Raw genomic sequence first — 23,862 nt, 5'->3', positions numbered from 1 at the left:
ATGGCTCGCTATAAATATACGGGAAGAGACCGAAAAGGAACAAAAAAAGGGATAGTAACAGCTTCATCCAAAAGAGAAGCGATGGTGCAGTTAAAAGAGAAAGGGATTAAGATAACAGAAATAAATGAAGTTCCTGAAACTCTTTTAACAAAGGAAATCACATTTGGCAGTCCTGTAAAGCTACAAGACTTTGTCATTTATTTACGCCAGTTCGCTACCCTGATAAAAGCAGGGATATCAGTAGTGGATGCAACTGCGATACTTGCTGAGCAAACAGAAAGTAAGGCATTGCGTAAGGCTTTACTAGTGGTAGAACAAGATTTAAAGGATGGGAATCCTTTATCATCAGCAGCAGCGAAGCATAGAAAGGTTTTCTCCAGTATGTTTGTAAATATGATTCGTGCTGGAGAAGCTACAGGGAGTATGGATGAGACTTTAGAAAGATTAGCTAATCATTTTGAAAAACAGCATTACACAAAGCAAAAAATTATTTCAGCCCTAACTTATCCTATAGCGATTGCGATTATTGCTTTTATAGTTGTTATATTTTTATTGGTGAGTGTTGTACCAACGTTTGTGGATATGTTTGCTGATTTTGATAGTGAGTTACCCGCCATTACACAATTTGTTCTATCGGCAAGCAGCTTTATGCAAAAATTTTGGTGGCTTGTATCTTTGCTGTTGATTGCATTTATTATTGCTATCATGGTTATACGAAATAATAAAGCAGCGAAGTTTTATCTCGATTATTTTCTATTAAGAGTGCCGATTTTCGGAAAAATTCTGCAGAAAGCTGCGATTGCGAGAATGACACGCACACTTAGTTCACTGTTTTCAAGCTCTGTTCCCATTTTACAGGCTATTTCGATAGTCGAAAGAGTTATTGAAAATGAAGTAATGGCCAAAGTCCTTGTTCAATCAAGAGGTGCGCTTGAACAAGGTCAGTCATTAACTGTGCCAATGAAAGCCCATTGGGTGTTTCCACCACTTGTGACGCAGATGATAGCAATAGGGGAAGAAACAGGTTCATTAGATGAAATGCTTGCAAAGGTAGCTGACTTCTATGAAAAAGAAGTCGATACAGCAACTGATCGACTAAAGTCCTTGATTGAACCTATTATGATTGTTTTTCTTGCAAGCATTGTTGGGACAATCGTGTCATCTATCCTAATACCAATGTTTGAGATTTTTAACCATGTCCAATAATTTTTAGCCGATTCTATTAAAAAAAGATATAATAAAAACACATAATCTAGTATAATAGTAATGGATTTAAAACAAAATATACCAATTTTAAGGAGAAAGATATATGCGTCAATTAATTAAGCAACGAATCAAAAATGAAAAAGGGTTAACACTTATCGAGTTATTAGCAGTTATTGTTATTTTGGGGATTATTGCAGCGATTGCGATTCCTAGTATTTCAGGAATTATTCAAAATTCAAAAGAAGACGCAGTGAGAGCTGATGCAATAACTATTTTAAATGCTGCTAAGAATTATGCTGCAGCAAATGACGTTTCTGGAGTTTCAGGCGGTAAGATAACAGAAAAAGAAATAAATAGTTCCTATGTGAATAATTTAAAAATAAAATCATTTTCAGTGGATGTCTCAGGAAATGATTTCAAATTAATAACTGATCCTGTTGATGCTGGGAAAAATACTATAGAATTTAAGAGCGCAACTATTAGTGATATAAATGCAAAGTCTGAAACTACAGTAGTTGTTTCTAAAAAATAATTGAAGAGGTTCTAAAGTGATCTACCTACTAATCTTCCTATACGGCATAACCCTAGGCTCGTTCTACAATGTAGTAGGCTTAAGGGTGCCATTAAATGAATCGATTGTTAGGCCGAGATCTCATTGTTCAAGCTGCGGGCGCATGTTATCAGTGATGGAACTTGTACCAGTTTTAAGCTATGTATTATTAAGGGGGAAATCAAAATGCTGTAAAGCATCGATTTCCCCCTTCTATCCTATATTCGAGCTTTTGACTGGTCTTCTCTTTGTCGTTAGTCCGCTTCTGCTTGGCTGGAGTTCTGAGCTGTTTGTATCCTGGACACTGATTTCTTTATTTATCATTATTACTGTTTCTGATTTGAAATATATGATTATCCCAGATAAAGTACTGCTGTTTTTTTCGATTGTTTTTATAATCGAACGATTCTTTCTCCCTTTGCATCCATGGTGGAGTTCCTTGCTGGGGGCAGCGGTTGGTTTTACGCTTCTTCTAGTTATTGCGATTGTATCAAAAGGAGGAATGGGGGGAGGAGATATTAAGCTTTTTGCAGTAATTGGCTTGGTTTTAGGGGCTAAGCTAGTTCTTGTCTCCTTTTTTCTTTCTACCTTTCTGGGGACAATTGGAGGCATTGTCGGAATGGCTATTGGTAAATCAAAAAAGAAACAACCAATTCCTTTCGGTCCGTACATAGCCTTAGGAACTCTCATAACCTATTATTTTGGTAATCAAATTATTCAATGGTATTTAAGTATTTTTCTTTAAATGGCTGATGCCTTTTTTGGGGAGCAATCTTTCTTCCTCCATCTAGTAACAATAAGGAGTTTTCAATATGGCATTAAATTTTAATTTTGGAAAAAATAAAGTAGTTAACTTAACCATAAAGGATCATGTAATTCGATTTGTGGAAATAAAGAATTCCCAAGATGTTGTAGTGCAAAATTTTGGAGAACGCTATTTGCCGCCTGGATTAATTCATGATGGAGTGATTCAGGATGTCGAGAATTTTTTATGGATTCTAGAAGAATGTGTGGATGAATGGAAACTATCAAAAAAACAAGTTCGTTTTCTAGTTCCTGACTCCTCTGTTGTCATTCGAAAGCTCCCTATTCCTGAAGATGTAAGCGAAGATGAAATTAAAGGGTACTTGTATATGGAACTCGGAACATCGATTCATTTGCCATTCGAGGATCCTGTATTTGATTATTATCTATTGAAAGGAAAAGAAAAGAATAAGCAGCAAATTATATTATTTGCTTCACCAGAAGAAAGTGTTGCCCAATATGCAGATTTACTAGAAGAGGCGAAATTATCGCCGCAATCTGCAGATGTATCCGCATTAGCTCTGTATCGCTATTTCTATCGCTCTGAAAAAGTCGAAGACAATGATATTATCATGTTAGTTGAAATTGATATTAAAACAGTGAACGCAAGTATTTTTGAAGAACATTATCCTTTATTGATGAGACATTTATTACAAGAAATGGAGGAAGACCACTGGACCGTTACGACAGAGAAGTCATCACAGCAAGAAAAGCTGACATTTACAGGTGATCATGCTGAAGTTTGGAATGGTCTTGAGGATGTTTATAAAGAATTAGAAAAAGTGATGAGCTTCTATCGATATACTTTAAATAAGGGCGACAAACTAGTAACAAAATTAGTAGTAACAGGAGATCATCCATGGCTTTCTGCCATTATTGAAAATATGGTGAATCGTTTTGAGATTCCTGTTCTTGAATTAAAAGTGAACCAATCAGATTCTAATAAGCCTATACCATCAAGTTTCCTTTTAAACATTGGTTTAGGATTAAAAGAGGTGTAAAAATGTTAGTAGAAATTAACCTCCTTCCTAAAAAAGAACGAAAGAGAAAGTCGCAATTGCTTTGGGTGATCCTAGCTTTCTTGATTACTTTTTTATTAATAGGCTTATTTATCTGGCAGTATATGACTAAAAAAGCTGAATTAGCGGCAACAGAAAATTCGTTAAAAATGACAACCAATCTGATTGATACATACAATCAGAGGTTAGAGAGCTACAAAAGTTCAGAGTCTGTCCAAAGCCTTGAATCAGCAATCAAGTGGGCGAATAATCAATCAGTGGATTATGTTCTATTTCTGCAGGAATTAACAAAGAATTTGCCGGAAAGAGGCTTTATTCAGGAATTAAAGGTATCTGATGATTATAAGACAAACATGATTGTCCAGTTTGATACTAAAAGTGATGCAGCCTATTATTTAAATTCTTTGCTTGAAATTAGCTGGATAGACGATGCGCTTTTAACGGAAGGAAAATCAACCGATGCACTTGAAAATAAAATTAGCGATCAAGTAGATCAAGTGATTGATAATTTAAAGCAATCAGAAGTGGAACCTCGCTATTTTGCAAGTTACGAATTTGTCCTAAATAAAGCAAAGCTGCGAGATGAAACCGAAAAGCAAAAAGACGAAAATGAAAAAGGGGAGGATTCCCCATGAGATTAAGCGATCATAAGCAAATGGTATGGTTTGCATTTAGCATTATTCTCCTAGCCTTAGGAGCGATATATAGTTATTATTGCTATTTAATGCCTTTAACCAATGAGCTGAACATGAAAAAAATGGAGCTGCAAATGACCGAGCAGCAAGCGGATATTTTGCAATCCAAACTAAAGTCGACTGGTTCAGAAACAAGTTCGAATACTATCGAGTTGCAGAAAAAGATACCGGTTAAACGGTTATTGGAACAGGCACTCCTTGAAATAGAAAAGGCAGAAATTATTTCTGATACGAATATATTAGAAATAAGTGTGAATGGATCCAACGCTGATGAAGAGGTTGCAAATGGAGAAGTTACTACAGCAGATAATGCAATCGATGATGCAAATAAGGAAGAAAATAGGGAAGCAGATGAAAAGAAAAATACAGAAGAAATCGTCCTCCCAAATGGAATCCATCAAACAACAATCAATATGCTAGGAGAAGCATCTACTTATTTTGAACTAGAAAAATTTTTAGAAAAAATAGAATCCTCTCAGCGTATTATGACCGTTGATTCTTTAAATATTACTGGACCAAAAGAAATCATCGCCGTTGAAGAAAGTGATCAACAAATAGATTTTGAACTAACGGTGTCTGTATATTATTATCCTACATTAAATGATTTAATAGAGGATCTTCCACAATTGGATACACCAAAGGTATCTGAACGAAAGAACCCTTTTGATACTGGAACATTAGAAAATAGTAAAGATCAATAGAGGAAGTGAAAAAAGAAGGTGGGTCTAGCGATACTAATAACTAGACTAAATAATAAGGGATTTACCTTAATGGAATTGCTTGCTGTAATTGTCGTACTCGGAATAATAGCCGCAATAGCGATTCCCTCAGTCTTAAAAGTAATAGGAGAAATGCGCGATCGAGCTTTTATCGCAAACGCATGGAATATGAAGGAAGCTGCTGATTTTTATATTAAAGAAGCGACAACTAGTGGAGCAGGTGCAAAGGAAAGAATCACTTACTTTGAACTTGTTGAAAATGGGTATATGGGAACGTTTAATGATCCAGATACAGACCGAGAGTTAGTTCCATCAGATAAAAGCTATGTAACCCTTCAAAATAACATAGCGATTGCTGTTTGTTTAAAAGGGGAACATCGAAAGCTTTGTACAGAAGAAGAGGGAGTAGACCAAGCAATACAATATAAGGATCTTTCTCCAAGTCAGATTGTGTCTAACAACAACTGAATTTGACGAAATCATTCTATAACAAGACGACAAAAGTCTTGTTATTTTTTTTTGCTTGTATGATAGGATAAACGAAATAAATGGAAATGGGGGTAGGACGAGTGAATGAAAAACCGGAGAATCGCAAAACGATAACGATTAAGATCAACGGAAAAGACCGTCCATTCCAAAATAAGGACAATGAGGACACAGTAGAGCGGAGTGAACCTTCTGTTTTTTATAAGGACCAAAAGAGCGAAGGGAAAAAACAGGATATTTTTAGAGAAGAGTCTGCGGCTGGACAAGAAGCTGAATTTGAGGAAAGTTTTGATTGGATTTTGCCCGCACCAGAGGAAATTCCAGCAAAAAATAAAGAAAAAAGTATGTTTAGCTTTCAATCGTCTGTAAATAAAAAGGACAAGCAGCCATTAACAAAAGGCAAAAAGGAGAAAGAGGGAAAGAAAAAGCGGTTGCCAAAGGAAGTAATTGCCTCTATTTTCTTTGCTGTTTTTTTTGCTGTCATCTTAGGCACTAGCTTTGGATTTATTTTATTAAACATGGTAAACAATGATCAAAGCAGCACTACAAATGGAAAAATAACAGCTTCGGCCAATGATTCTTCCAATACAACTAAAGGTGGACAAGCCGTGTCGATAACAGAAAGTGCAACCAAACCGGATATTACTACATATGTCCTTCAAAAGGGAGTTTTCTCTAATGAAGAGCGTGCGAAAAGCGAGCAGCAGAAGCTGACAGATGCAGGGAAGAAGAGTCAAATTCTTCCCATAGATAAGCAGCAGTTTCTACTAGTTGGTGTTGTGAGTAATTTGGAGGATGCGAAAGCATGGCAGAAACAAGTAAAAGATACTTATGCAAAAGAGATGGTGTTTAGTGGAAATGAAGTGAAAAATGTATCGAAAGAAGAGAAGGAGGTTATTGAAGGATCGTCCGCTATCTATTCTGCCATTCTGGAAATGGTAACAAGTGTTCAATTTAATCACTCTATTGCAACGGAGGATAAAAATAAGTTAGAGAAGGCACTCTCTCTTGTAGAAGAGAAAAAAACAGCCAAGTTGGCCAATGAAAAAGTTAAAAAAATGGCAGCCTATCTTTCCGAAGGTGGTGAGCTTACCATAAAATTAAAAGAAAAGAGCAGCGAGAACGAAATAGCGGAAATTCACCAGAAATTGCTAGACTACTTAGCTGTATATGTCTCACTATAAGGGAGTAGGGGAGCACATCGTCTATTAAGAGGTGGCTCCTTTCTTTTTGTAGAGGAGTTTATGGGGGAATGCTACCACACCCATACAGCTTCGAACTATTAACTAGAGTAAAGATTATCTGTCTAAATACAACTTAAAAGGCAAAAAATATCTTTTATATTAATTGTATAAATATTTCTACAAATTTCGTCATATTACATTTTATTTACTATTATATAAAAATTTCCGTTTCAAAATTGTGTATCGGCGAATTCTTTGATAGGATTAATCTGTATCTCATAATTTGAAATAGTAGGTAGGTGTTATCATGTTAAAGCAAACCCTCATATTGGCCTCTTCTTCTCCTCGACGAAAAGAGCTCCTTGAAGAACTCCAAATACCATTTGTAATATCCAGTAGTAATGTAGATGAAAGTTTCAATCCTTCTATTTCTCCTAATGAAATTGTCATGGAATTAGCGAGACGAAAGGTTGAAGCAATTTATGCCGATGAACAGTATCCATTTATATTAGGTGCTGATACGGTAGTATATCTTAATGGTGCGATATTAGGCAAGCCTGCTTCGCCTGAAGAGGCGTTTCGCATGTTAAGGGAACTTTCTGGCAAAACGCATTCTGTCTACACTGGTGTCGCCATTATGGCAAATGGAATATGTTCCACTTTTTATGAAAAAACAGACGTGTTATTTTGGGAATTAACAGATGATGAAATACATGATTACTTAGACACCGGGGAACCATTTGATAAAGCAGGTGCGTATGGAATTCAAGGAGTAGGCAGAACGCTCGTAAAAGAAATAAAAGGAGATTATTTCACTGTTGTCGGTCTTCCGATTTCTCGAACGGTACGCGAATTGAAGGCGAAAGGCTTCAATATGCCTAAATAAATCAAAGGTCCCTTATTCTTTTCTTCCCAAAAACCAATGATAGGGAGGAACTTAGAAAGAATGGATTCGCTATTAATAAGAGATTTTCCGAATGATGAACGACCAAGAGAACGTTTTGTGAAACAGGGACCAGAAAGTTTAGCAAATCATGAGCTGCTTGCTATCTTGATTCAAACAGGTTCCAAAAATGAATCCGTATTAACATTAGCGAACAAACTTTTAGTCCATTTTGATGGACTTCGCTTGTTGAAGGATGCAAGTCTTGATGAGTTAAAAGAAATGAAAGGAATTGGAACGGCAAAAGCAATTCAATTGATGGCAGCAATTGAATTGGGGCGGCGCGTTTCCAATTTAGAATTTACCGATCGATATTGTATTCGGTCACCAGAGGATGCTGCCAAATATATGATGAATGAAATGAGATTTCTAACTCAGGAGCATTTCGTCTGTTTATATTTAAACACCAAGAATCAAGTTATGCATAAGCAAGTCGTTTTTATTGGTAGTTTAAATGCTAGTATCGTCCACCCAAGAGAAGTATACAAAGAAGCATTTAGAAGATCTGCAGCTTCTATCATTTGTCTCCACAATCATCCATCCGGCGATCCGTCCCCCAGCAGAGAGGATATTGAAGTGACAAAAAGATTAGTGGAATGCGGAAAAATAATTGGGATTGATCTGCTAGATCATATCATAATTGGGGAAAATAAATTTATCAGCTTAAAAGAAAAAGGGTATGTATGATACTGTTCTTTTTTGTAGATATAAGCTATAATATAATTTATGATTTTTTGGCTATTTATGTCTAAACATGACAAAATATAGATAAGTAACAATTAAAGGAAATTACAAAGAGGAGAACATCTACCTACTTTATAATATTGCATTAGTTTCAGAAAGGGAGATACATTTATGTTAGGTTTTGGAACAAGAGATCTTGGAATTGATTTAGGAACAGCGAATACGCTAGTTTATGTAAAAGGCAAAGGAATAGTACTAAGAGAACCGTCAGTTGTCGCACTACAAACTGATACAAAGAGCATTGTAGCGGTTGGTAACGATGCGAAGAATATGATTGGTAGAACACCAGGAAATGTTGTTGCACTTCGTCCGATGAAGGATGGTGTAATTGCAGATTATGAAACAACAGCAACGATGATGAAATACTACATTAAGCAAGCAACAAAGAATAAGGGCTATTTTTCTGGCAAACCGTATGTAATGGTTTGTGTACCATCAGGCATTACAGCTGTAGAAGAAAGAGCGGTAATTGATGCAACACGTCAAGCTGGTGCGAGAGATGCCTATACGATTGAAGAGCCTTTTGCTGCTGCTATTGGTGCTAATCTTCCTGTATGGGAGCCAACTGGTAGTATGGTTGTTGATATCGGTGGTGGTACAACAGAGGTAGCTATTATTTCCCTTGGTGGAATTGTTACTAGTCAATCTATTCGGATTGCTGGTGATGAGATGGATGACGCAATTGTTAATTATATTCGTAAAACGTATAATTTGATGATTGGAGAAAGAACTTCTGAAAGCATTAAAGTGGAAATTGGCAGTGCTGGAAATCCAGATCAAATTGAAAACATGGATATTCGCGGAAGAGACTTATTAACTGGTCTTCCAAAAACAATCAAAATTACTGCAGATGAAATTTCAAAAGCGTTAAAAGATACAGTTGCTGCAATTGTTGATGCAGTCAAAGTAACATTAGAAAAAACGCCTCCAGAACTAGCTGCAGATATTATGGATCGTGGTATTGTTCTAACAGGTGGTGGAGCATTGCTTCGTAATCTTGATAAAGTTATCAGTGAAGAGACAAAAATGCCTGTTGTTATAGCAGAAGATCCATTGGATTGTGTAGCTATCGGAACTGGTAAAGCTTTAGACCATATTCATTTATTCAAAAATAAAGCAAAAGATTCACGATAATTTTAGTAGAGGTGTAGAAGCATGCCACAGTTTTTTATGAATAAACGCTTGATTATTTTGCTTGTTAGCATCATTATTCTCGTGGCATTAATAGGGTTTTCATTAAGTAATCGAAATAAACTAACCTGGCCGGAACAATTCGTAAAGGACACTACCGGCTGGGTTCAAACCCTTGTATCTAGACCTGCCCAATATGTGGTGGGTTTTGTTGATAATGTCCAATCCTTGCAAGATACATATAAAGAGAATAAAGAATTAAAGGCAAAGCTAGAGGAAAATGCTCAGCTTAAATATCAGGTTCAAGGTCTCAAAAAAGATGTACAGTCATTACAGGAAACGTTGGAAGAAAAAGAGTCATTAAGTGACTATACAATTATGAAAGCAACGGTAATTCGGAGAAATCCTTCTCAATGGACAGAACTAGTTACCATCAATCGAGGTGAAAATGACGGCGTAGAGAAAAATATGGCTGTTATCACTTCTGCTGGATTAATAGGGAAAATAAAGTCAGTAGCACCTAATACTGCAACTGTACAGCTGCTTAGTTCTGAAGATCCAGCTAATCGCATTTCTGCTTTTATTCAGTCAAAAGAGGATGATAAAAAGAAGAAAGAAAAATCCGAAGTTTTTGGGATTATTGCTGATTATGATAAAGAAACAAAGCAATTAATTATGACTTGGGAAGAAGCTCCTAATGGGTTGAAAGTGAAAAAAGGTCAGCTTGTTACAACCTCAGGAATGGGTGGGGTCTTTCCAAAAGGGTTAGCTATTGGTACAGTAGATAAAGTAGAGCCAGATGAAAATGGACTGCAGAAAAAAGTATATATTAAGCCGGCAGCGGACTTCTATGATATTGAGCATGTGATGGTGGTAGACAGGGCAGCATTATCTCCTAAAGAGGAAGACCAATGAGAAAAGTTTTAATTGGCTGTTTAATTTCCTTTATGTTTATTTTTGAGAGTGTTTTTCTTGAGTTGCTCCCTACAGATCCTTTTGGTAAAAATTGGATTTTCGTCCCATACTTTTTGCTCATTACTATCCTTTTCTTTTCTGTTTATGGTAATAGAAATGTTGGTGTCATATATGGCTTTGTTTTTGGGCTGCTTTTTGATATTGTTTATACAGAAATTTTAGGTATCTATTTTTTTACTTTCCCTTTTATCATTTATATTTTTAATAAATTGATGAAAATTTTTCATAGTAATATTGTTGTTGTATCTGTGATGAATTTACTCGCTGTTTCGGCACTGGAAATGATTGTGTATCAAATGATAAAAGTGATAAATTTGACAACGATTGATTTTGCGAGTTTCCTTCATTTACGGCTTCTGCCGTCTTTAGGATTAAATCTTATTTTTATCATCATTGTCGCTTATCCTTATAAACGTTTATTTGAGAAGTATGCAGCAGAGTTAAAAGAATGATATAGTTAGAATGCATGATAATAAATTTCAGATTGGACATTAAGTTGTCAACAATCTGAAATTTATTTGATTAGTGACTATTTGTCTTTTGTTCTTTTTGAGAAGAAATATATTTAGCTCGAAAAGGAATTTTAAAAGCGTTTGTCGAATGATATAAAAAGGAATTAGAAATAAAGGTCTAAAGTCCTTACTCTTATATCATAGTGTTGATGAAAGACACTTGTTTAAAAAGTGAACGGAGAAGTAAAACATTATTTTTGCATGTTGAAACAGCATTTATGAAAAGCAGTAAATGCTTTAAGTTAAAGTGCCAACCATCTATCAAATGAAATTGTTGGATCGATTAGGAGACAAGTATCATCTAATAGGCAGCATGATACTTATTTAGAATCGATAACCCTTCTTTATTTGATAAGGATGTTTGCGCTTTTTTATGCAAAGTGAGATTTATAAGTATAACGATATCCGAGCATTTGCGTCTTATATCTAAGGAACGATAGACTATTAGTATTGTTTGATAAAATAGATGTATTATGTCTATAGGTCCGTGCAGGATAAAGAGACGCTTACGCTTTTCTTACAGAGGTGAACAACTTGAAATGAAAAAAAGGCAACTAGTAACAATTAAAGGAACAAAAAATGGGCTGGGTTTGCATCTATATGATAATTGTTCGTACGAGGATTTACTAAAGGAATTACAGTATAAATTGAATGAGAGCTCCAGTCTACATAATGAAAATCGAGACATAAAAGTGACAGTAGAGCTTGGAAATAGATATGTAACAGATGAACAAAAAGAAACCATTGTTCATCTCATTCAGGAAAAACAAAACCTAACTGTTCAATCGATTAATAGTAATTTAGTGACAAAGAAAGAAGCGGAGAACTGGCTAAAACAAAATGAATTAAAATCGATAACCAGTATTGTGCGCTCTGGTCAAGTTTTAGAGGTGCCCGGTGATTTATTATTAATTGGAGATGTGAATCCAGGTGGAAAGGTAATCGCCGGCGGCAACATCTATATTATGGGACAGTTAAAAGGAATAGCTCATGCTGGATATAATGGGAAGGATGACGCGGTCATTGCTGCATCCGTTATGAAACCGACACAAATTCGGATTAGTCGTTTTATTGAGAGAGAGGTTGGAAATACCTTATCTGAAAAAACAAGAGAAATGGAATGTGCGTATGTGAATGACAATGTCATTAAGATTGATAGATTACAAGTACTACCACATTTAAGACCGAATTTGCTGAAATTGGAAGGAGGATATTAAGATGGGAGAAGCAATTGTTATAACATCAGGTAAAGGTGGAGTTGGAAAAACGACCACTTCTGCAAACATTGGAACAGCACTTGCGTTACAAGGGAAAAAAGTTTGTTTAATAGATACAGATATTGGCTTGCGAAATCTTGATGTCGTGATGGGATTAGAAAATCGTATCATTTATGATTTAGTAGATGTGGTGGAGGAAAGATGTAAAATTCATCAAGCGCTTGTGAAAGATAAACGTTTTGATGATCTATTATATTTATTACCTGCTGCGCAAACAAGTGATAAAACGGCTGTACGACCAAATCAAATGAGAGAATTAGTTCTCCGCTTAAAGCAAGATTATGATTATATCATCATTGATTGTCCTGCAGGAATTGAACAGGGGTATCAAAATGCAGTCGCTGGCGCGGATAAAGCCATTGTGGTTACGACTCCTGAAGTATCTTCTGTTAGAGATGCTGATAGAGTAATTGGATTATTGGAAAAAGAAGAGCAGATGGAACCTCCAATGCTTGTTATCAATAGAATTAGAAATCATATGGTGAAAAATGGTGATATGTTAGATGTTGATGAAGTAACCAGCCATCTCTCCATTGATTTATTAGGAATTGTTGCAGATGATGATGCGGTTATAAGAGCTTCTAACAACGGGGAGCCGATTGCTTTAAACCCAAATAGTAAATCTGCGATTGCCTACCGAAATATCGCAAGAAGAATTTTAGGAGAAACGGTTCCTTTGCAGCAATTAGAAGAAGAATCCAAAGGCGTGTTTGCAAAAATTAAGACGTTCTTTGGTGCTAAATAAATATAAAGATAGTAAATTTATACATGTTTAAATAAGTCGGTTGCGAAACAACTATCTGTTGATAAGCGATAATCGTAATAGCTGGCCCTGTAAAGAGATAAATTGATTCATGCGTAATCAATTTATTTCTTTACAGGGTTTTTTAAATCAGTACCATTCTTTTATTCCCCTTTTATTAGTGGCATAACTTATAGCTCCTTAACATAAATATAGGGTAAAGAGGACAAGTATGTAAGGGGAGAGGAGTATATGGGGTCAAGAAATGATGAGGTTAGAAAAAAAATCGAAAGAAGAAGAAAAGAACGAGCGAGAATAGAAAAGAATATTGATAACCGAGTACTTTGGTCTGATGAAGAAGATACCTTCGACTATACATTTTCATCAAAAGAGGAAAATTACCCTCCTAAAATTCACCCTTTATTTCGAAAAGATTTATTTATGTTGAAAATTTTAGGAGCGGCTATTCTTTTTCTTGCTGTTGCCATCATTGTAGACCATCCGTCCACAAGATTAGGAAAAGTCGAAAATACGATTAGACAAGCAATGTCGACAGAATTTAATTTTATGGTTGTTGCAGATTGGTATGAAGAGAAATTCGGAAAACCATTAGCTTTTTTACCAGAACAAAAAGGAAAAGAACAAGATACAGAGCGATTGCAGCAATACGCTTTATCTGCTTCTGGTAAGGTATTAGAAGAATTTCAGAAAAACGGACAACGGATTGCGATAGAAACTGGAGTAGATACAACAGTACAATCTTTTAATGAGGGACAAATTACCTTTATTGGCGAGAAAGAAGGCTTTGGAAAAACAGTCGTTATAAAGCATAGTGATCAGAGTGAATCATGGTATGGCAACTTAGAAGAAGTGGATGTAAAGTTATATGAAAATATAAAAAAAGGAACAAAAGTAGGAAACGCTTCAAGATATGAAGGAGATGAAACATTAGGTCTATTCTTTTTTGCGATTAAGCAAAATGATGATTTTATCGATCCTCTACAGGTGATGGAAATTGAATAGGCTTTTTAGTGTTTTTAAGTATCTTCATATTCATCCACTATTATGGGTTGTCATTGCTATTGGGGTAATGACTGCCCATTTTTATGAATTATGCCTATTGTTTATGATTATTTTTATTCATGAATTAGGTCATGCGTTTGCTGCCGCATTTTTTTCGTGGAGAATAAAGAAAATATCTTTATTACCCTTTGGCGGAGTAGCGGAAATGGATGAACACGGAAATCGCCCTTTGCGAGAAGAGGCAATCGTTATTATATCTGGACCGATCCAGCATATTTGGCTGGTTGGATTAGGATTTCTTTTATGGCAGTGGGGGATTTTCACAGAATCTTTGTATCAAACCTTTATCCAATATAATTTTATGATTCTTTTCTTTAATTTACTTCCAATTTGGCCATTGGACGGTGGCAAATTAATGTTTCTTTTATTTTCCTTGAAAAATCCCTTTCCAAAATCTCATAAATATACACTTTATTTTTCTATTATTGGAACCTTAATCTTTCTGTTAATGGTTCTTATTATGATGCCGCAGAATGTAAATGCATGGATTATTATTAGTTTTTTAGTTTTTTCTATTTATTATGAATGGAAGCAAAGAAGGTTTTTGTTTATGCGATTTTTACTGGAACGATATTATGGAAAATCGAATGAATTAAGAAAGTTACTTCCCCTAGAAGTCCAAGAAGACGATTCGGTATTGGATGTATTAGAACGATTTCATCGAGGGTGTAAACATCCAATTATTGTAAGATCCACGCGGAAAGACAATGCGATTCTGGATGAGAATGAGCTATTACATGTTTATTTTAAAGAAAAGAACGTAACGGCGAAAATAAAAGAAATACTTTGCGTCTTATAGGATACATAGAGAAAACGGTGATTACTGACGATAGCTCTTTAGTTAGAGCATACTTGAAATTTGTCCAAGAATAGGTCCTTAAGTTTACTAAAACATTTCATCTAAGCTACAATAATAAGATAACCAGAAAAAGAGGATGTATGATATTGAATCAAGTAATCGTTAATATAAAAACTAGAGAAAATAGATTTGCTTATCTAATAGATGGGAAAGTAGAAAAAATATATGTCCAGCAGCCGCAATATAAAACAACTGTTGGAAATATTTATTTGGGACAAGTGACAAAGGTAATTCCCGGAATGAATGCTGCATTTGTAGAAATTGGGGAAGGCAAAGGAGCCTATTTGCCGAGAGAGAAAATGATTTCATTTGTGCGGAGTGAGGGAACTTTAGAAGAGAAAAAAAAGATAAGTGTCTCCTCTTATATAAAACAAGGAGAACGAATATTAGTTCAAGTAATAAAAGATGCTGCGGGGCCAAAGGGTGCTAAAATAACGGGGATAATTGAAATTAGCGGAGAGCATTTAGTGTATATGCCTTATGGTCGATATGTGGCGGTCTCTAAAAAGATTCATTCTCATACTGCGCAAAAAGAGTTAAGAAATATAGGGAGTCATATAAAAACAGACAACGAAGGCATAATCTTTCGCACAACGGCAGCTAATTGTTCAGAAGAAACATTAAGGTTGGAGCTCGAAGCATTACGGCAGGAATATAAAGGATTGGAACAAAAAGCTAGACAAAAGAAAATAATGCTTGTCCATGAAAATGATGAATTTACTAAACAGTTGAATATTCTCTTTAAGCAAATGAAAGAGGGAGAAATCATTGTCGATAGTCTAGAAGAGCGGAAAAATTGGCAAGCAATGTACCCCCATTTAACTGTTTCGTTTTATCAAGGTAGTGAAGATTTATTTTCTTATTACCATGTTGAAAGGGAAATAGATAAAGCTTTGAAAAGAGTTGTCTGGCTCCCAAATGGCAGCTATCTGATAGTCGATCAGGCAGAGGCTGCAACTATTATTGACGTAAATACAGGTAAATATGAAGGGAAACATCAGTTAGAGCAAACGGTCTTTCAAACAAATATGCTTGCTGCAAAGGAAGCTGCAAGGCAAATTAAATTAAGAGACCTTTCTGGTATTATATTAATTGATTTTATTGATATGAAGAGCGAGGAAGAAAAGAAAGTGATGGATATCCTAGAGAAGGAATTGCAGTCAGATAATAGACAATCGAAAGTAATTGGATTTACTTCACTAGGGATATTACAGCTCACTCGAAAGAAAACAATGAAATCCTTATCCGAAACACTGCAAAGTAAGTGTGTAATTTGCGAAGGCACAGGCTTGGTGAAAAGCGCAAGTAGTATGGCCTTTCAATTAGAAAGAGAGCTATGGGAATATCGCAATAAGGATATGGAACTTGTGGAAGTTATCGTCTCACAAGATGTCTATGCTCTATTTATGGGTGGAGGAAATAATCATAAAAAACGATTAGAGGAAGTATTAGGCTTTATGATTAAAATGGAAATAGCTGAGTTTCCAAAGCCAGACTATTTTATTCGAATGGTTAAATGATTCACCATAAAGCTAATAATAGAATATGATTGACAGTATCTTTTAAACATGTTAGTATTTTAATGTTGTTTGTAGCACCCGTGCTCTACAACCGCACATAGCAGGTAATGAAGCTTTTGCTTTTGCAAAACGCCTGTCATTGGCGAGTCTTAGTCTATTAAGGAGGTGCAGTTTAATGTACGCAATTATTGAAACAGGCGGAAAACAAATCAAAGTTGAAGAAGGTCAAGCTATCTACATCGAGAAATTAAACGGTGAAGCTGGTGACACTGTTACTTTTGATAAAGTTCTTTTCGTTGGCGGAGAAAATGTAAAAGTAGGAAGTCCAGTTGTTGAAGGAGCTACTGTTACAGCTAAAGTTGAAAAACAAGGCCGTCAAAAGAAAATCATCGTTTTCAAATACAAAGCGAAGAAAAATTATCATAAAAAACAAGGTCATCGTCAACCTTACACTAAAGTTGTTATCGAAAAGATCAACGCTTAAGGTTGAATTTGTATGATCGAGATTACGATTAACAAATCGAATGATGGTCTCATTCATTCCTTTACGATAAGTGGTCATGCTCTTTTTGCGAATAGTGGGGATGATATAGTGTGTGCTGGAGTATCAGCTGTTTCTTTTGGAAGCATTAATGCTGTTATTTCTCTTACTGGTATTACACCCATTATAAAGCAAGGAAAAGATGGAGGTTTTATTTCTTGTACGATTCCTGGAAATGTTCCGGGAGAGACAAGAGATAAAATTCAACTTCTTTTAGAGGGAATGATTGTTTCTTTAGAAACAATTGAACGAGACTATGGAAAATACGTAACTATCACTTATAATTAAATAGGAGGTGGAACGAAATGTTAAGATTAGATCTTCAGTTTTTTGCATCTAAAAAAGGGGTAGGTTCTACTAAAAACGGACGTGACTCCATTTCTAAACGTTTAGGAGCTAAACGTGCAGATGGTCAATTAGTAACTGGTGGAAGCATTCTTTACCGTCAACGCGGTACAAAAATCTATCCAGGAGTAAACGTTGGTCGTGGTGGCGATGATACACTATTCGCAAAAGTTGACGGAATCGTTAAATTTGAGCGTCTTGGTCGTGATCGCAAACAAGTTAGCGTATACCCAGTAGCACAAGAAGCATAAGATAATGATCAGATAGGCTGGCTCGTTTAGGGTCAGCCTATCTGTTTGTTAAGGGATAAATTTTTTGATTAAGATGTATGTTGTGACCAGATTAGGTGAAGGATGATTTCAACACTTAGACAAAAAGCAGGAGGGGCTTTTTGTCTAAGTGTTGAAAAAAGAGAGAAATCAATTGCTTTTTCGTATGCAATCAAGAATAAAGGTTGCCTCTTATGTATATAGTTTGTTATGACCACAGTCTTCATACACTTCGCTTTCAACATTTCTTTATCAAATCAATCCAAAATAACTGGGTGTATAAATTGGATAGACCTTTTAGGAAACGGGAATTTTTTGTCCTTATTCATTATGAAAACCTAAAGTTCAAGTGGATATAATTTAGTGGCTACCGTGATGGAGATATCGTTTTTGTTCATTGATGATTCATTTTTTGTTATACTTACTTAAAACAGTCTTCTAAGACTTAATAACCTTTGTAGGAGTACAAGAATGAATAAAGACTGGAATACGATAGAGTTTTTAAGACATGTTCGCCATGATTGGCTAAATAAAATTCAATTGATAAAAGGAAATTTGGATTTAAATAAACCGGATCGAGTAAAAGAAATTATTAATGATATTATTACAGAGACAAAACAAGAAGCTAAGTTATCTAATCTAAATATTCCACAATTTGCTACAAAATTATTAATTGCAAACTGGGAAAATTATTATTTTCGATTGGAATATGAAGTGTTGGCCGAAGAAAAATGTCGCGGGACAGAAGATGAAATACTTACCGAATGGACAACCTTATTTTTTCAAACGTTAAATCAATATAGCAAACCCTTTGCAGATAATCATCTATACATTTCCATTCATTCAATGGTGGAAGGATTTCGTTTGTATGTTGATTTTAACGGAGAGCTGCTAGATAGTGAATCCATGTTTCAATTTCTTCATCAACCTTTTTCTTATTTGAAATTGGAAAATATTGAAATGAGCAAGGACGAGCTCCTATTTGAAGTTTGGATGGATAGAGAGCAAACAGGTAAATAATAAGAAGGACTTGTTTGAATAGCATAAAAGGAAATTGTGATTTTTAGAAAAAATAGCTGCAAATGTTTGTAGGAATAAAATAATTGGTCCTTCTAGTGAGGAGAGCAACCCTCCTTTCATAAGGATTAATCCTTGTTCACTATTAGACAAATAAGCTGCTTATGTTTTTCTTAATAGGAGGAAATAAATTTATGTTTGTGGATCAGGTTAAGATTTATGTGAAGGGCGGAGATGGCGGAAATGGTATGGTAGCTTTTCGCCGAGAAAAGTTTGTCCCAAAAGGTGGCCCAGCTGGTGGAGATGGAGGAAAAGGTGCAGACGTAATATTCCAAGTAGAAGAAGGTCTGCGTACTTTAATGGATTTCCGATATCAACGACATTTCAAAGCACCACGTGGAGAGCATGGGATGTCAAAAAATCAGCACGGTCGCAATGCAAAAGATATGATTGTCAAGGTTCCGCCGGGTACAATCGTTGCCGATGCGAATACAAAGGAAGTTATTGCAGATTTAACTGAGCATGGCCAACAAGCTGTAATTGCACGTGGCGGCCGTGGAGGAAGAGGAAATTCTCGTTTTGCAAGTCCATCTAACCCTGCCCCAGAATTATCGGAAAATGGGGAACCAGGTCAGGAAAGAGATGTTACTCTGGAGTTAAAGGTATTAGCAGATGTTGGTTTAGTAGGATTTCCGAGTGTTGGTAAATCTACCTTACTGTCTGTTGTATCTGCTGCGAAACCTAAAATAGCTGACTATCATTTTACAACAATCGCCCCTAATTTAGGAATGGTGGAAACGGAAGATAATAGAAGTTTTGTTATGGCTGATTTGCCAGGGCTAATTGAAGGAGCACATTCGGGTATCGGATTAGGTCATCAGTTTCTTCGTCACATTGAACGTACAAGAGTTATTGTCCATGTGATTGATATGGCTGCTATTGAAGGCAGAGACCCATATGAGGACTATGTTACGATTAATAACGAGCTGCAGGAATACAATATGCGTTTATTAGAAAGACCGCAAATTATTGTTGCTAATAAAATGGACATGCCAGATGCAGAAGAAAACCTAAAAGTATTTAAAGAAAAATTGGAGGAGGACTATCCAATTTTCCCAGTGTCCGCTTTAACTAGATCAGGTCTGCGTGAACTTCTTTTTGCGATTGCGGATAAATTAGAGAATACTCCTGAGTTCCCATTAGAGGAAGTAGAAGAGGAAGCAGGTATTCACCGCGTTGTTTATAAACATGAAGTAGATGAGCGTCAATTCTATATTACAAGAGATCCAGATGGCAGCTTTGTTCTTTCAGGTGAAGGTATTGAAAAACTATTTAAGATGACAGATTTCTCCCGTGATGAGTCTGTTCGCAGATTCTCTCGTCAAATGCGCGGCATGGGCATCGATGAAGCATTACGTCAGCGAGGCGCTAAAGATGGAGATACTGTAAAGTTAATGGAATATGAATTTGAATTCATTGACTAAGAAAACATGGTTTAAAAAAAGATGAAAGATCTTCCCTCTCGTCAAAGCTGAATAATACGAGAGGGCAGTTTTTCATACGAAATAGAAAATAATGACTAATTCGAAAAAGTCTAGTTGTTAAACCAGAGTTATTTCTATATACATAATTAGTATCCGTTATACCTTATAGGGGTGAGCAGATGAAACAAAGTAAAATAGATCATAAATTTTTTATAGTAAGAGAAGATGTACTGTCAGAGGCAATGCGCAAAACCTTAGATGCCAAAGAGCTCTTAGAAAGAGGAAAAGCAGAGTCTGTCCATGAGGCAGTAAAAAAGGTAGATTTAAGCCGAAGTGCATTTTATAAATATCGTGATACCATCTTTCCTTTCCACACAATAGTGAAAGAAAGATTGATTACGTTATTCTTTTATATTGAAGATCGATCGGGAACCTTATCTAAATTGCTAAGTGTTGTTGCTTCTGCTGGATGCAATGTACTGACAATTCATCAAACGATTCCACTGCAAGGAAGAGCCAATGTAACACTGTCGTTAAATACCGCAGAAATGGAAATATCCATTGATATGTTGTTAGAGCGATTGCGTATGCTTGAATTTGTGGAGAAAGTGGACGTTCTGAGTACGGGCGCATAAAAAGTCATTTATTTATAAGGAAATCCTGTTGTTATTAGGAAGATGGCTTTTTCAGTCAATCTTCTTTTTATAAAGGTTAAATTCAGAATAAATAATTTTTTTGGAGGAGAAAGAAGTGAAAGTAGGCTACTTAGGTCCAAAAGCAACATTTACAAATATGGCGGTAAATCAGCAATTTCCTGGGGTGGAATCCGTTCCTTTTCTAACCATTCCCAATTGCCTCGATGCTGTGATGGAAGATAAAGTGGATGTTGCTTTAGTTCCGGTTGAGAACACATTAGAAGGATCGGTCAACATTACATTAGATTATTTAATCCATGAAGTATTTTTACCTATTCATGGGGAAGTGACGGTTCCGATAAAACAACATATAATGGTTCATCCATTCCGGGAAGACAAATGGAGAGAAATTGAAGTAGTCTATAGTCATTCCCATGCAATTGCTCAATGCCATAAGTTTCTACATACAGAATTAAACGGGATTGCTTGTGAGTATATGACGTCAACAGCAGCAGCAGCACAGTTTGTTAAAGAAAATCCGCATATCAACGGGGCAGCTATTGGAAATTTGCTAACAGCTGAAGAATATGGTCTGAAGATTGTAAAACATAATATTCATGATTCAATGAATAATCATACCCGTTTTCTTATTTTATCGAAAAATCCTGTACATTATTCAGCAGCAACAAGTCATCTGGTTGGTCATAAAACAAGTCTTATGGTCACTTTGCCTGCCGATCGTTCTGGTGCTCTCCATCAAGTATTGTCTGCCTTTGCATGGAGAAAACTAAACTTAGTGAAAATTGAATCAAGGCCAACAAAAACTGGATTAGGGAATTATTTCTTTCTTATTGACTTAGATAGAAAAATGGATGACGTATTAATACCAGGCGCTATTGCAGAATTAGAGGCAATAGGCTGTGAAGTAAAGATACTGGGGAGTTATCCTTATTACATGACGGAATAGATAGAACCACTATACGAAGAATGCAAAAAAATCACTAATGACGATTAAAGTCTTAGTGATTTTTGTGATTTACCTTAAGCTTCTTCTTCCATTAAAAAATCTGCCTTTCGTAAAGCTTCTTCTGCCTCTAGTAATGTATCAAGGGATGGTGCGGTAATGGTATGCAGATGAATACCTGCCGTTAATTCAGATAAATAAGCAGCATTTGTATGCTTAATTTTCTTCATAAATTGTTTCACTTCTTTTCGATTAGAGACGAGGATAGAAGCCGTCAAATCGCCGTATACTGGATGTTCAATTGTGACATCCTTAACCGTTACTCCATTATCAACAAGGATATTTAACTCTTCCTCCGTTTTTTCTGGTGGATGATTACACGCAATAATTCTTTCGTAGAGCATCGGTTTTGATTCTTGTAAATATAAATAGCCTTGACTAGTTGCCAAAATTGGTTCGTTTTTCGCCTTTAGCAGTGTAATATCTCCAACAATTATTTGTCTACTAACATTTGTCAATTTTGAAAGTTCACTGCCAGTATAAGGTCGATTTTTCTCTTTTAGTAAAGTAAGAATATAAGCCCTTCTTTCTTCACCAAGCATTTTTTTTGATTCAGTCATCCAATCTCTCCTTTTGTTGCAGTTACTCTGATTAAAAAATTACCTTTTTTTATCTGCTATCTTCGGTAAAGTCACTAACACAAATTTATTGGTATTTATTTGAAAAATAGTGGCAGCTCCCTGTTTTGCTTGAAAGGCAGAACTCAGTATTTATTTTTCCTTCATTCTATTTTACCAAAAGAATATCTAAATGAATAAACCAAATTATTTTTCATAGGAAACGAATATAATTAATTGGCGAAAAGAAGGACAAAGATCTGAGCAATCTTTGTACGACTAGAACACATATTTTAAAAAAAAACGCATAGATTTTTGAATAGAATGATAACCATTTTGCCGTGTGAACATAGACTATATGGACATATGCATAGGAGGGAATCTATAGTGAAGATCCATATTGTTCAGAAAGGGGATACTCTTTGGGAAATTGCCAAAAAATATGGGGTGAATTTCGAAGAGTTAAAGTCGTTAAATTCCCAATTGACTAATACAGATATGATTATGCCTGGCATGAAAATTAAAGTTCCTACTTTAGGAGGAAGTATAAAGAAAGAAGCTCCTCAAATGGGAACAAAAAAAGAAATGCCGATTACAATGGAACCAATTGTGAAAGAAGCACCGAAAAAAGAAATGCCAGTAAAAGAAACACCAAAAAAAGAAATACCTAAAAAAGAAGTACCAAAGGAGAAACCTTTTACACCAAAAATGCCTACTCCAATCATTCCGGAAATTGATGTTACGAATTATTATTCCATGAATATGACTAATGTTGATGTAGATATTGATGTCGAAATGAAAGAAAAACCAGCACCAGTGAAACCGGCACCAGTAAAGCCGGCACCAGTAAAACCAGCACCGACAAAACCTGTACCACCAAAACTTGCACCAGTTTTGCCAAATCAAGAACCAATTCAAAAAGATGTATGTCCACCAATTGTCCCTTATCAGCCTTATTGTTATGAAGTATCGCCAATGATGCCAGGAAGCGGTTTTCCTCCAGGGGTTTGCCCGCCAGAAGGAGTTCCGGTTGAACAAATAGCATCCCAAGTTTATCCAACATTTCCTGGAGTAGAATATACAGAAAAACACCATTGGGAAGAGTCTTCTTCGTCCTATTCTGCTTTTATCAATCAGACACCTTCCCATGTTAATCATGCACCACAGCAAAATAATCAAAAACCATGGGTTCAGTATAGTCAGCTGCCTAAGGAGAATCTTCATCATAAAGTAGAAGAACCTTTTTCCCATGTAGCAGGTGCAGCGCATAAAGCAAATGCCCCTACCCACACAGCAGTTCATCCGACCATTACACTTCCTGTTAAAGAGGATTGTGGTTGTGGTGGTCCATCATTCCCTCCAGCAAGCAATTTTCAAGTAGAGGGAATGATGCAAGGAGCCGTTTCTGGAATGGGAGGAATGCCGCAAGGATTTAGTCCGGAAATGGGAGGCTATCCAATGGGCGGAGGATTTAATCCAGGAATGGGAGGAATGCCGCAAGGATTCGGACCAGAAATGGGAGGCCATCCAATGGGCGGAGG

Annotated in this window: 27 protein-coding genes and 1 other annotated feature; of the genes, 26 read left to right on the top strand and 1 reads right to left on the bottom strand. The window is 35.9% G+C overall.

The features are described 5' to 3' along the window. The 25 genes from NSQ92_RS25610 to pheA all read left to right on the top strand — a co-directional run bounded on the left by NSQ92_RS25610 (nt 1) and on the right by pheA (nt 21,707). Entirely contained in the window at nt 1-1,206 is a 1,206-nt protein-coding gene (locus tag NSQ92_RS25610; protein ID WP_047943589.1) for a type II secretion system F family protein, read from the top strand. Between the two features lie 103 nt (nt 1,207-1,309). Continuing rightward, entirely contained in the window at nt 1,310-1,738 is a 429-nt protein-coding gene (locus tag NSQ92_RS25605; protein ID WP_186440676.1) for a prepilin-type N-terminal cleavage/methylation domain-containing protein, read from the top strand. Between the two features lie 16 nt (nt 1,739-1,754). Next, nucleotides 1,755-2,501 (top strand): prepilin peptidase, encoded by a 747-nt coding sequence (locus NSQ92_RS25600; RefSeq protein WP_047943591.1) that lies wholly within the window; start codon nt 1,755-1,757, stop codon nt 2,499-2,501. A gap of 67 nt (nt 2,502-2,568) precedes the next feature. Further along, nucleotides 2,569-3,561 (top strand): type IV pilus biogenesis protein PilM, encoded by a 993-nt coding sequence (gene pilM / locus NSQ92_RS25595; protein ID WP_047943592.1) that lies wholly within the window; start codon nt 2,569-2,571, stop codon nt 3,559-3,561. A gap of 2 nt (nt 3,562-3,563) precedes the next feature. Beyond that, nucleotides 3,564-4,214 carry a PilN domain-containing protein gene (locus NSQ92_RS25590; RefSeq protein ID WP_047943593.1) on the top strand — a complete coding sequence of 217 codons (651 nt, stop codon included), beginning with the start codon at nt 3,564-3,566 and terminating at the stop codon, nt 4,212-4,214. After that, a complete protein-coding gene (locus NSQ92_RS25585; protein ID WP_095258087.1) occupies nt 4,211-4,975 on the top strand; it encodes a pilus assembly protein PilO in 765 nt (254 codons plus the stop codon). Before NSQ92_RS25590 ends, NSQ92_RS25585 begins: the two co-directional genes overlap by 4 nt. A gap of 18 nt (nt 4,976-4,993) precedes the next feature. After that, a complete protein-coding gene (locus NSQ92_RS25580; RefSeq protein ID WP_445669278.1) occupies nt 4,994-5,461 on the top strand; it encodes a type II secretion system protein in 468 nt (155 codons plus the stop codon). 101 nt (nt 5,462-5,562) lie between these two features. Continuing rightward, entirely contained in the window at nt 5,563-6,663 is a 1,101-nt protein-coding gene (locus tag NSQ92_RS25575) for an SPOR domain-containing protein (RefSeq protein WP_061801230.1), read from the top strand. Between the two features lie 307 nt (nt 6,664-6,970). Next, complete coding sequence (locus NSQ92_RS25570; RefSeq protein WP_061801229.1) at nt 6,971-7,549, top strand: Maf family protein; 579 nt, start codon at nt 6,971-6,973, stop codon at nt 7,547-7,549. Nucleotides 7,550-7,609: 60 nt separating this feature from the next. After that, nucleotides 7,610-8,293 carry a RadC family protein gene (radC, locus tag NSQ92_RS25565; RefSeq protein ID WP_095322620.1) on the top strand — a complete coding sequence of 228 codons (684 nt, stop codon included), beginning with the start codon at nt 7,610-7,612 and terminating at the stop codon, nt 8,291-8,293. Between the two features lie 168 nt (nt 8,294-8,461). Next, nucleotides 8,462-9,484 carry a rod shape-determining protein gene (locus NSQ92_RS25560; protein ID WP_047943598.1) on the top strand — a complete coding sequence of 341 codons (1,023 nt, stop codon included), beginning with the start codon at nt 8,462-8,464 and terminating at the stop codon, nt 9,482-9,484. Between the two features lie 21 nt (nt 9,485-9,505). Then, entirely contained in the window at nt 9,506-10,396 is an 891-nt protein-coding gene (gene mreC / locus NSQ92_RS25555; RefSeq protein WP_047943599.1) for a rod shape-determining protein MreC, read from the top strand. Then, a complete protein-coding gene (mreD, locus tag NSQ92_RS25550; protein WP_047943600.1) occupies nt 10,393-10,908 on the top strand; it encodes a rod shape-determining protein MreD in 516 nt (171 codons plus the stop codon). The genes mreC and mreD overlap by 4 nt, the downstream gene beginning before the upstream one ends. A gap of 599 nt (nt 10,909-11,507) precedes the next feature. Next, nucleotides 11,508-12,185: a septum site-determining protein MinC gene (gene minC, locus NSQ92_RS25545; protein WP_047943601.1), complete on the top strand. Its 678-nt coding sequence runs from the start codon at nt 11,508-11,510 to the stop codon at nt 12,183-12,185. A gap of 1 nt (nt 12,186) precedes the next feature. After that, nucleotides 12,187-12,990 carry a septum site-determining protein MinD gene (minD, locus tag NSQ92_RS25540; protein ID WP_047943602.1) on the top strand — a complete coding sequence of 268 codons (804 nt, stop codon included), beginning with the start codon at nt 12,187-12,189 and terminating at the stop codon, nt 12,988-12,990. A 249-nt stretch (nt 12,991-13,239) separates the two neighbouring features. Beyond that, complete coding sequence (locus NSQ92_RS25535; protein ID WP_047943603.1) at nt 13,240-14,010, top strand: M23 family metallopeptidase; 771 nt, start codon at nt 13,240-13,242, stop codon at nt 14,008-14,010. Next, a complete protein-coding gene (locus NSQ92_RS25530) occupies nt 14,003-14,869 on the top strand; it encodes a site-2 protease family protein (protein WP_144580348.1) in 867 nt (288 codons plus the stop codon). The genes NSQ92_RS25535 and NSQ92_RS25530 overlap by 8 nt, the downstream gene beginning before the upstream one ends. Nucleotides 14,870-15,015: 146 nt before the next feature. Continuing rightward, a complete protein-coding gene (locus NSQ92_RS25525; protein ID WP_095258097.1) occupies nt 15,016-16,449 on the top strand; it encodes an Rne/Rng family ribonuclease in 1,434 nt (477 codons plus the stop codon). Nucleotides 16,450-16,528: 79 nt separating this feature from the next. Further along, nucleotides 16,529-16,609, top strand: a sequence feature (ribosomal protein L21 leader region). A gap of 15 nt (nt 16,610-16,624) precedes the next feature. Beyond that, a complete protein-coding gene (gene rplU / locus NSQ92_RS25520) occupies nt 16,625-16,933 on the top strand; it encodes a 50S ribosomal protein L21 (RefSeq protein WP_016201698.1) in 309 nt (102 codons plus the stop codon). Nucleotides 16,934-16,945: 12 nt separating this feature from the next. Continuing rightward, entirely contained in the window at nt 16,946-17,278 is a 333-nt protein-coding gene (locus tag NSQ92_RS25515; RefSeq protein ID WP_061801225.1) for a ribosomal-processing cysteine protease Prp, read from the top strand. A gap of 17 nt (nt 17,279-17,295) precedes the next feature. Continuing rightward, entirely contained in the window at nt 17,296-17,586 is a 291-nt protein-coding gene (gene rpmA / locus NSQ92_RS25510; RefSeq protein WP_016201696.1) for a 50S ribosomal protein L27, read from the top strand. 489 nt (nt 17,587-18,075) lie between these two features. After that, entirely contained in the window at nt 18,076-18,624 is a 549-nt protein-coding gene (locus NSQ92_RS25505) for a Spo0B C-terminal domain-containing protein (protein WP_061801224.1), read from the top strand. Nucleotides 18,625-18,815: 191 nt separating this feature from the next. Next, nucleotides 18,816-20,105: a GTPase ObgE gene (obgE, locus tag NSQ92_RS25500; RefSeq protein WP_047943608.1), complete on the top strand. Its 1,290-nt coding sequence runs from the start codon at nt 18,816-18,818 to the stop codon at nt 20,103-20,105. A gap of 179 nt (nt 20,106-20,284) precedes the next feature. Further along, entirely contained in the window at nt 20,285-20,740 is a 456-nt protein-coding gene (locus tag NSQ92_RS25495; RefSeq protein WP_047943609.1) for an ACT domain-containing protein, read from the top strand. A 115-nt stretch (nt 20,741-20,855) separates the two neighbouring features. After that, nucleotides 20,856-21,707: a prephenate dehydratase gene (pheA, locus tag NSQ92_RS25490; protein WP_061801222.1), complete on the top strand. Its 852-nt coding sequence runs from the start codon at nt 20,856-20,858 to the stop codon at nt 21,705-21,707. 74 nt (nt 21,708-21,781) lie between these two features. Here pheA and NSQ92_RS25485 read toward each other — a convergent pair whose 3' ends face one another. Continuing rightward, nucleotides 21,782-22,324, bottom strand: coding sequence for a transcription repressor NadR (locus NSQ92_RS25485; protein ID WP_047943611.1), 543 nt, complete (start codon nt 22,322-22,324; stop codon nt 21,782-21,784). A gap of 384 nt (nt 22,325-22,708) precedes the next feature. Here NSQ92_RS25485 and safA point away from each other — a divergent pair. Then, nucleotides 22,709-23,862, top strand: a 1,154-nt coding sequence (safA, locus tag NSQ92_RS25480) for a SafA/ExsA family spore coat assembly protein (protein WP_341153318.1), incomplete at its 3' end; no start/stop codon positions are given.

This window comes from Niallia sp. FSL M8-0099, from assembly GCF_038006945.1.
In the GTDB taxonomy this organism is placed as follows: Bacteria; Bacillota; Bacilli; order Bacillales; family Cytobacillaceae; genus Niallia; species Niallia circulans.
Note: the sequence above shows the minus strand (reverse complement) of the source record. Positions and strands in the feature narration are given on the sequence as shown.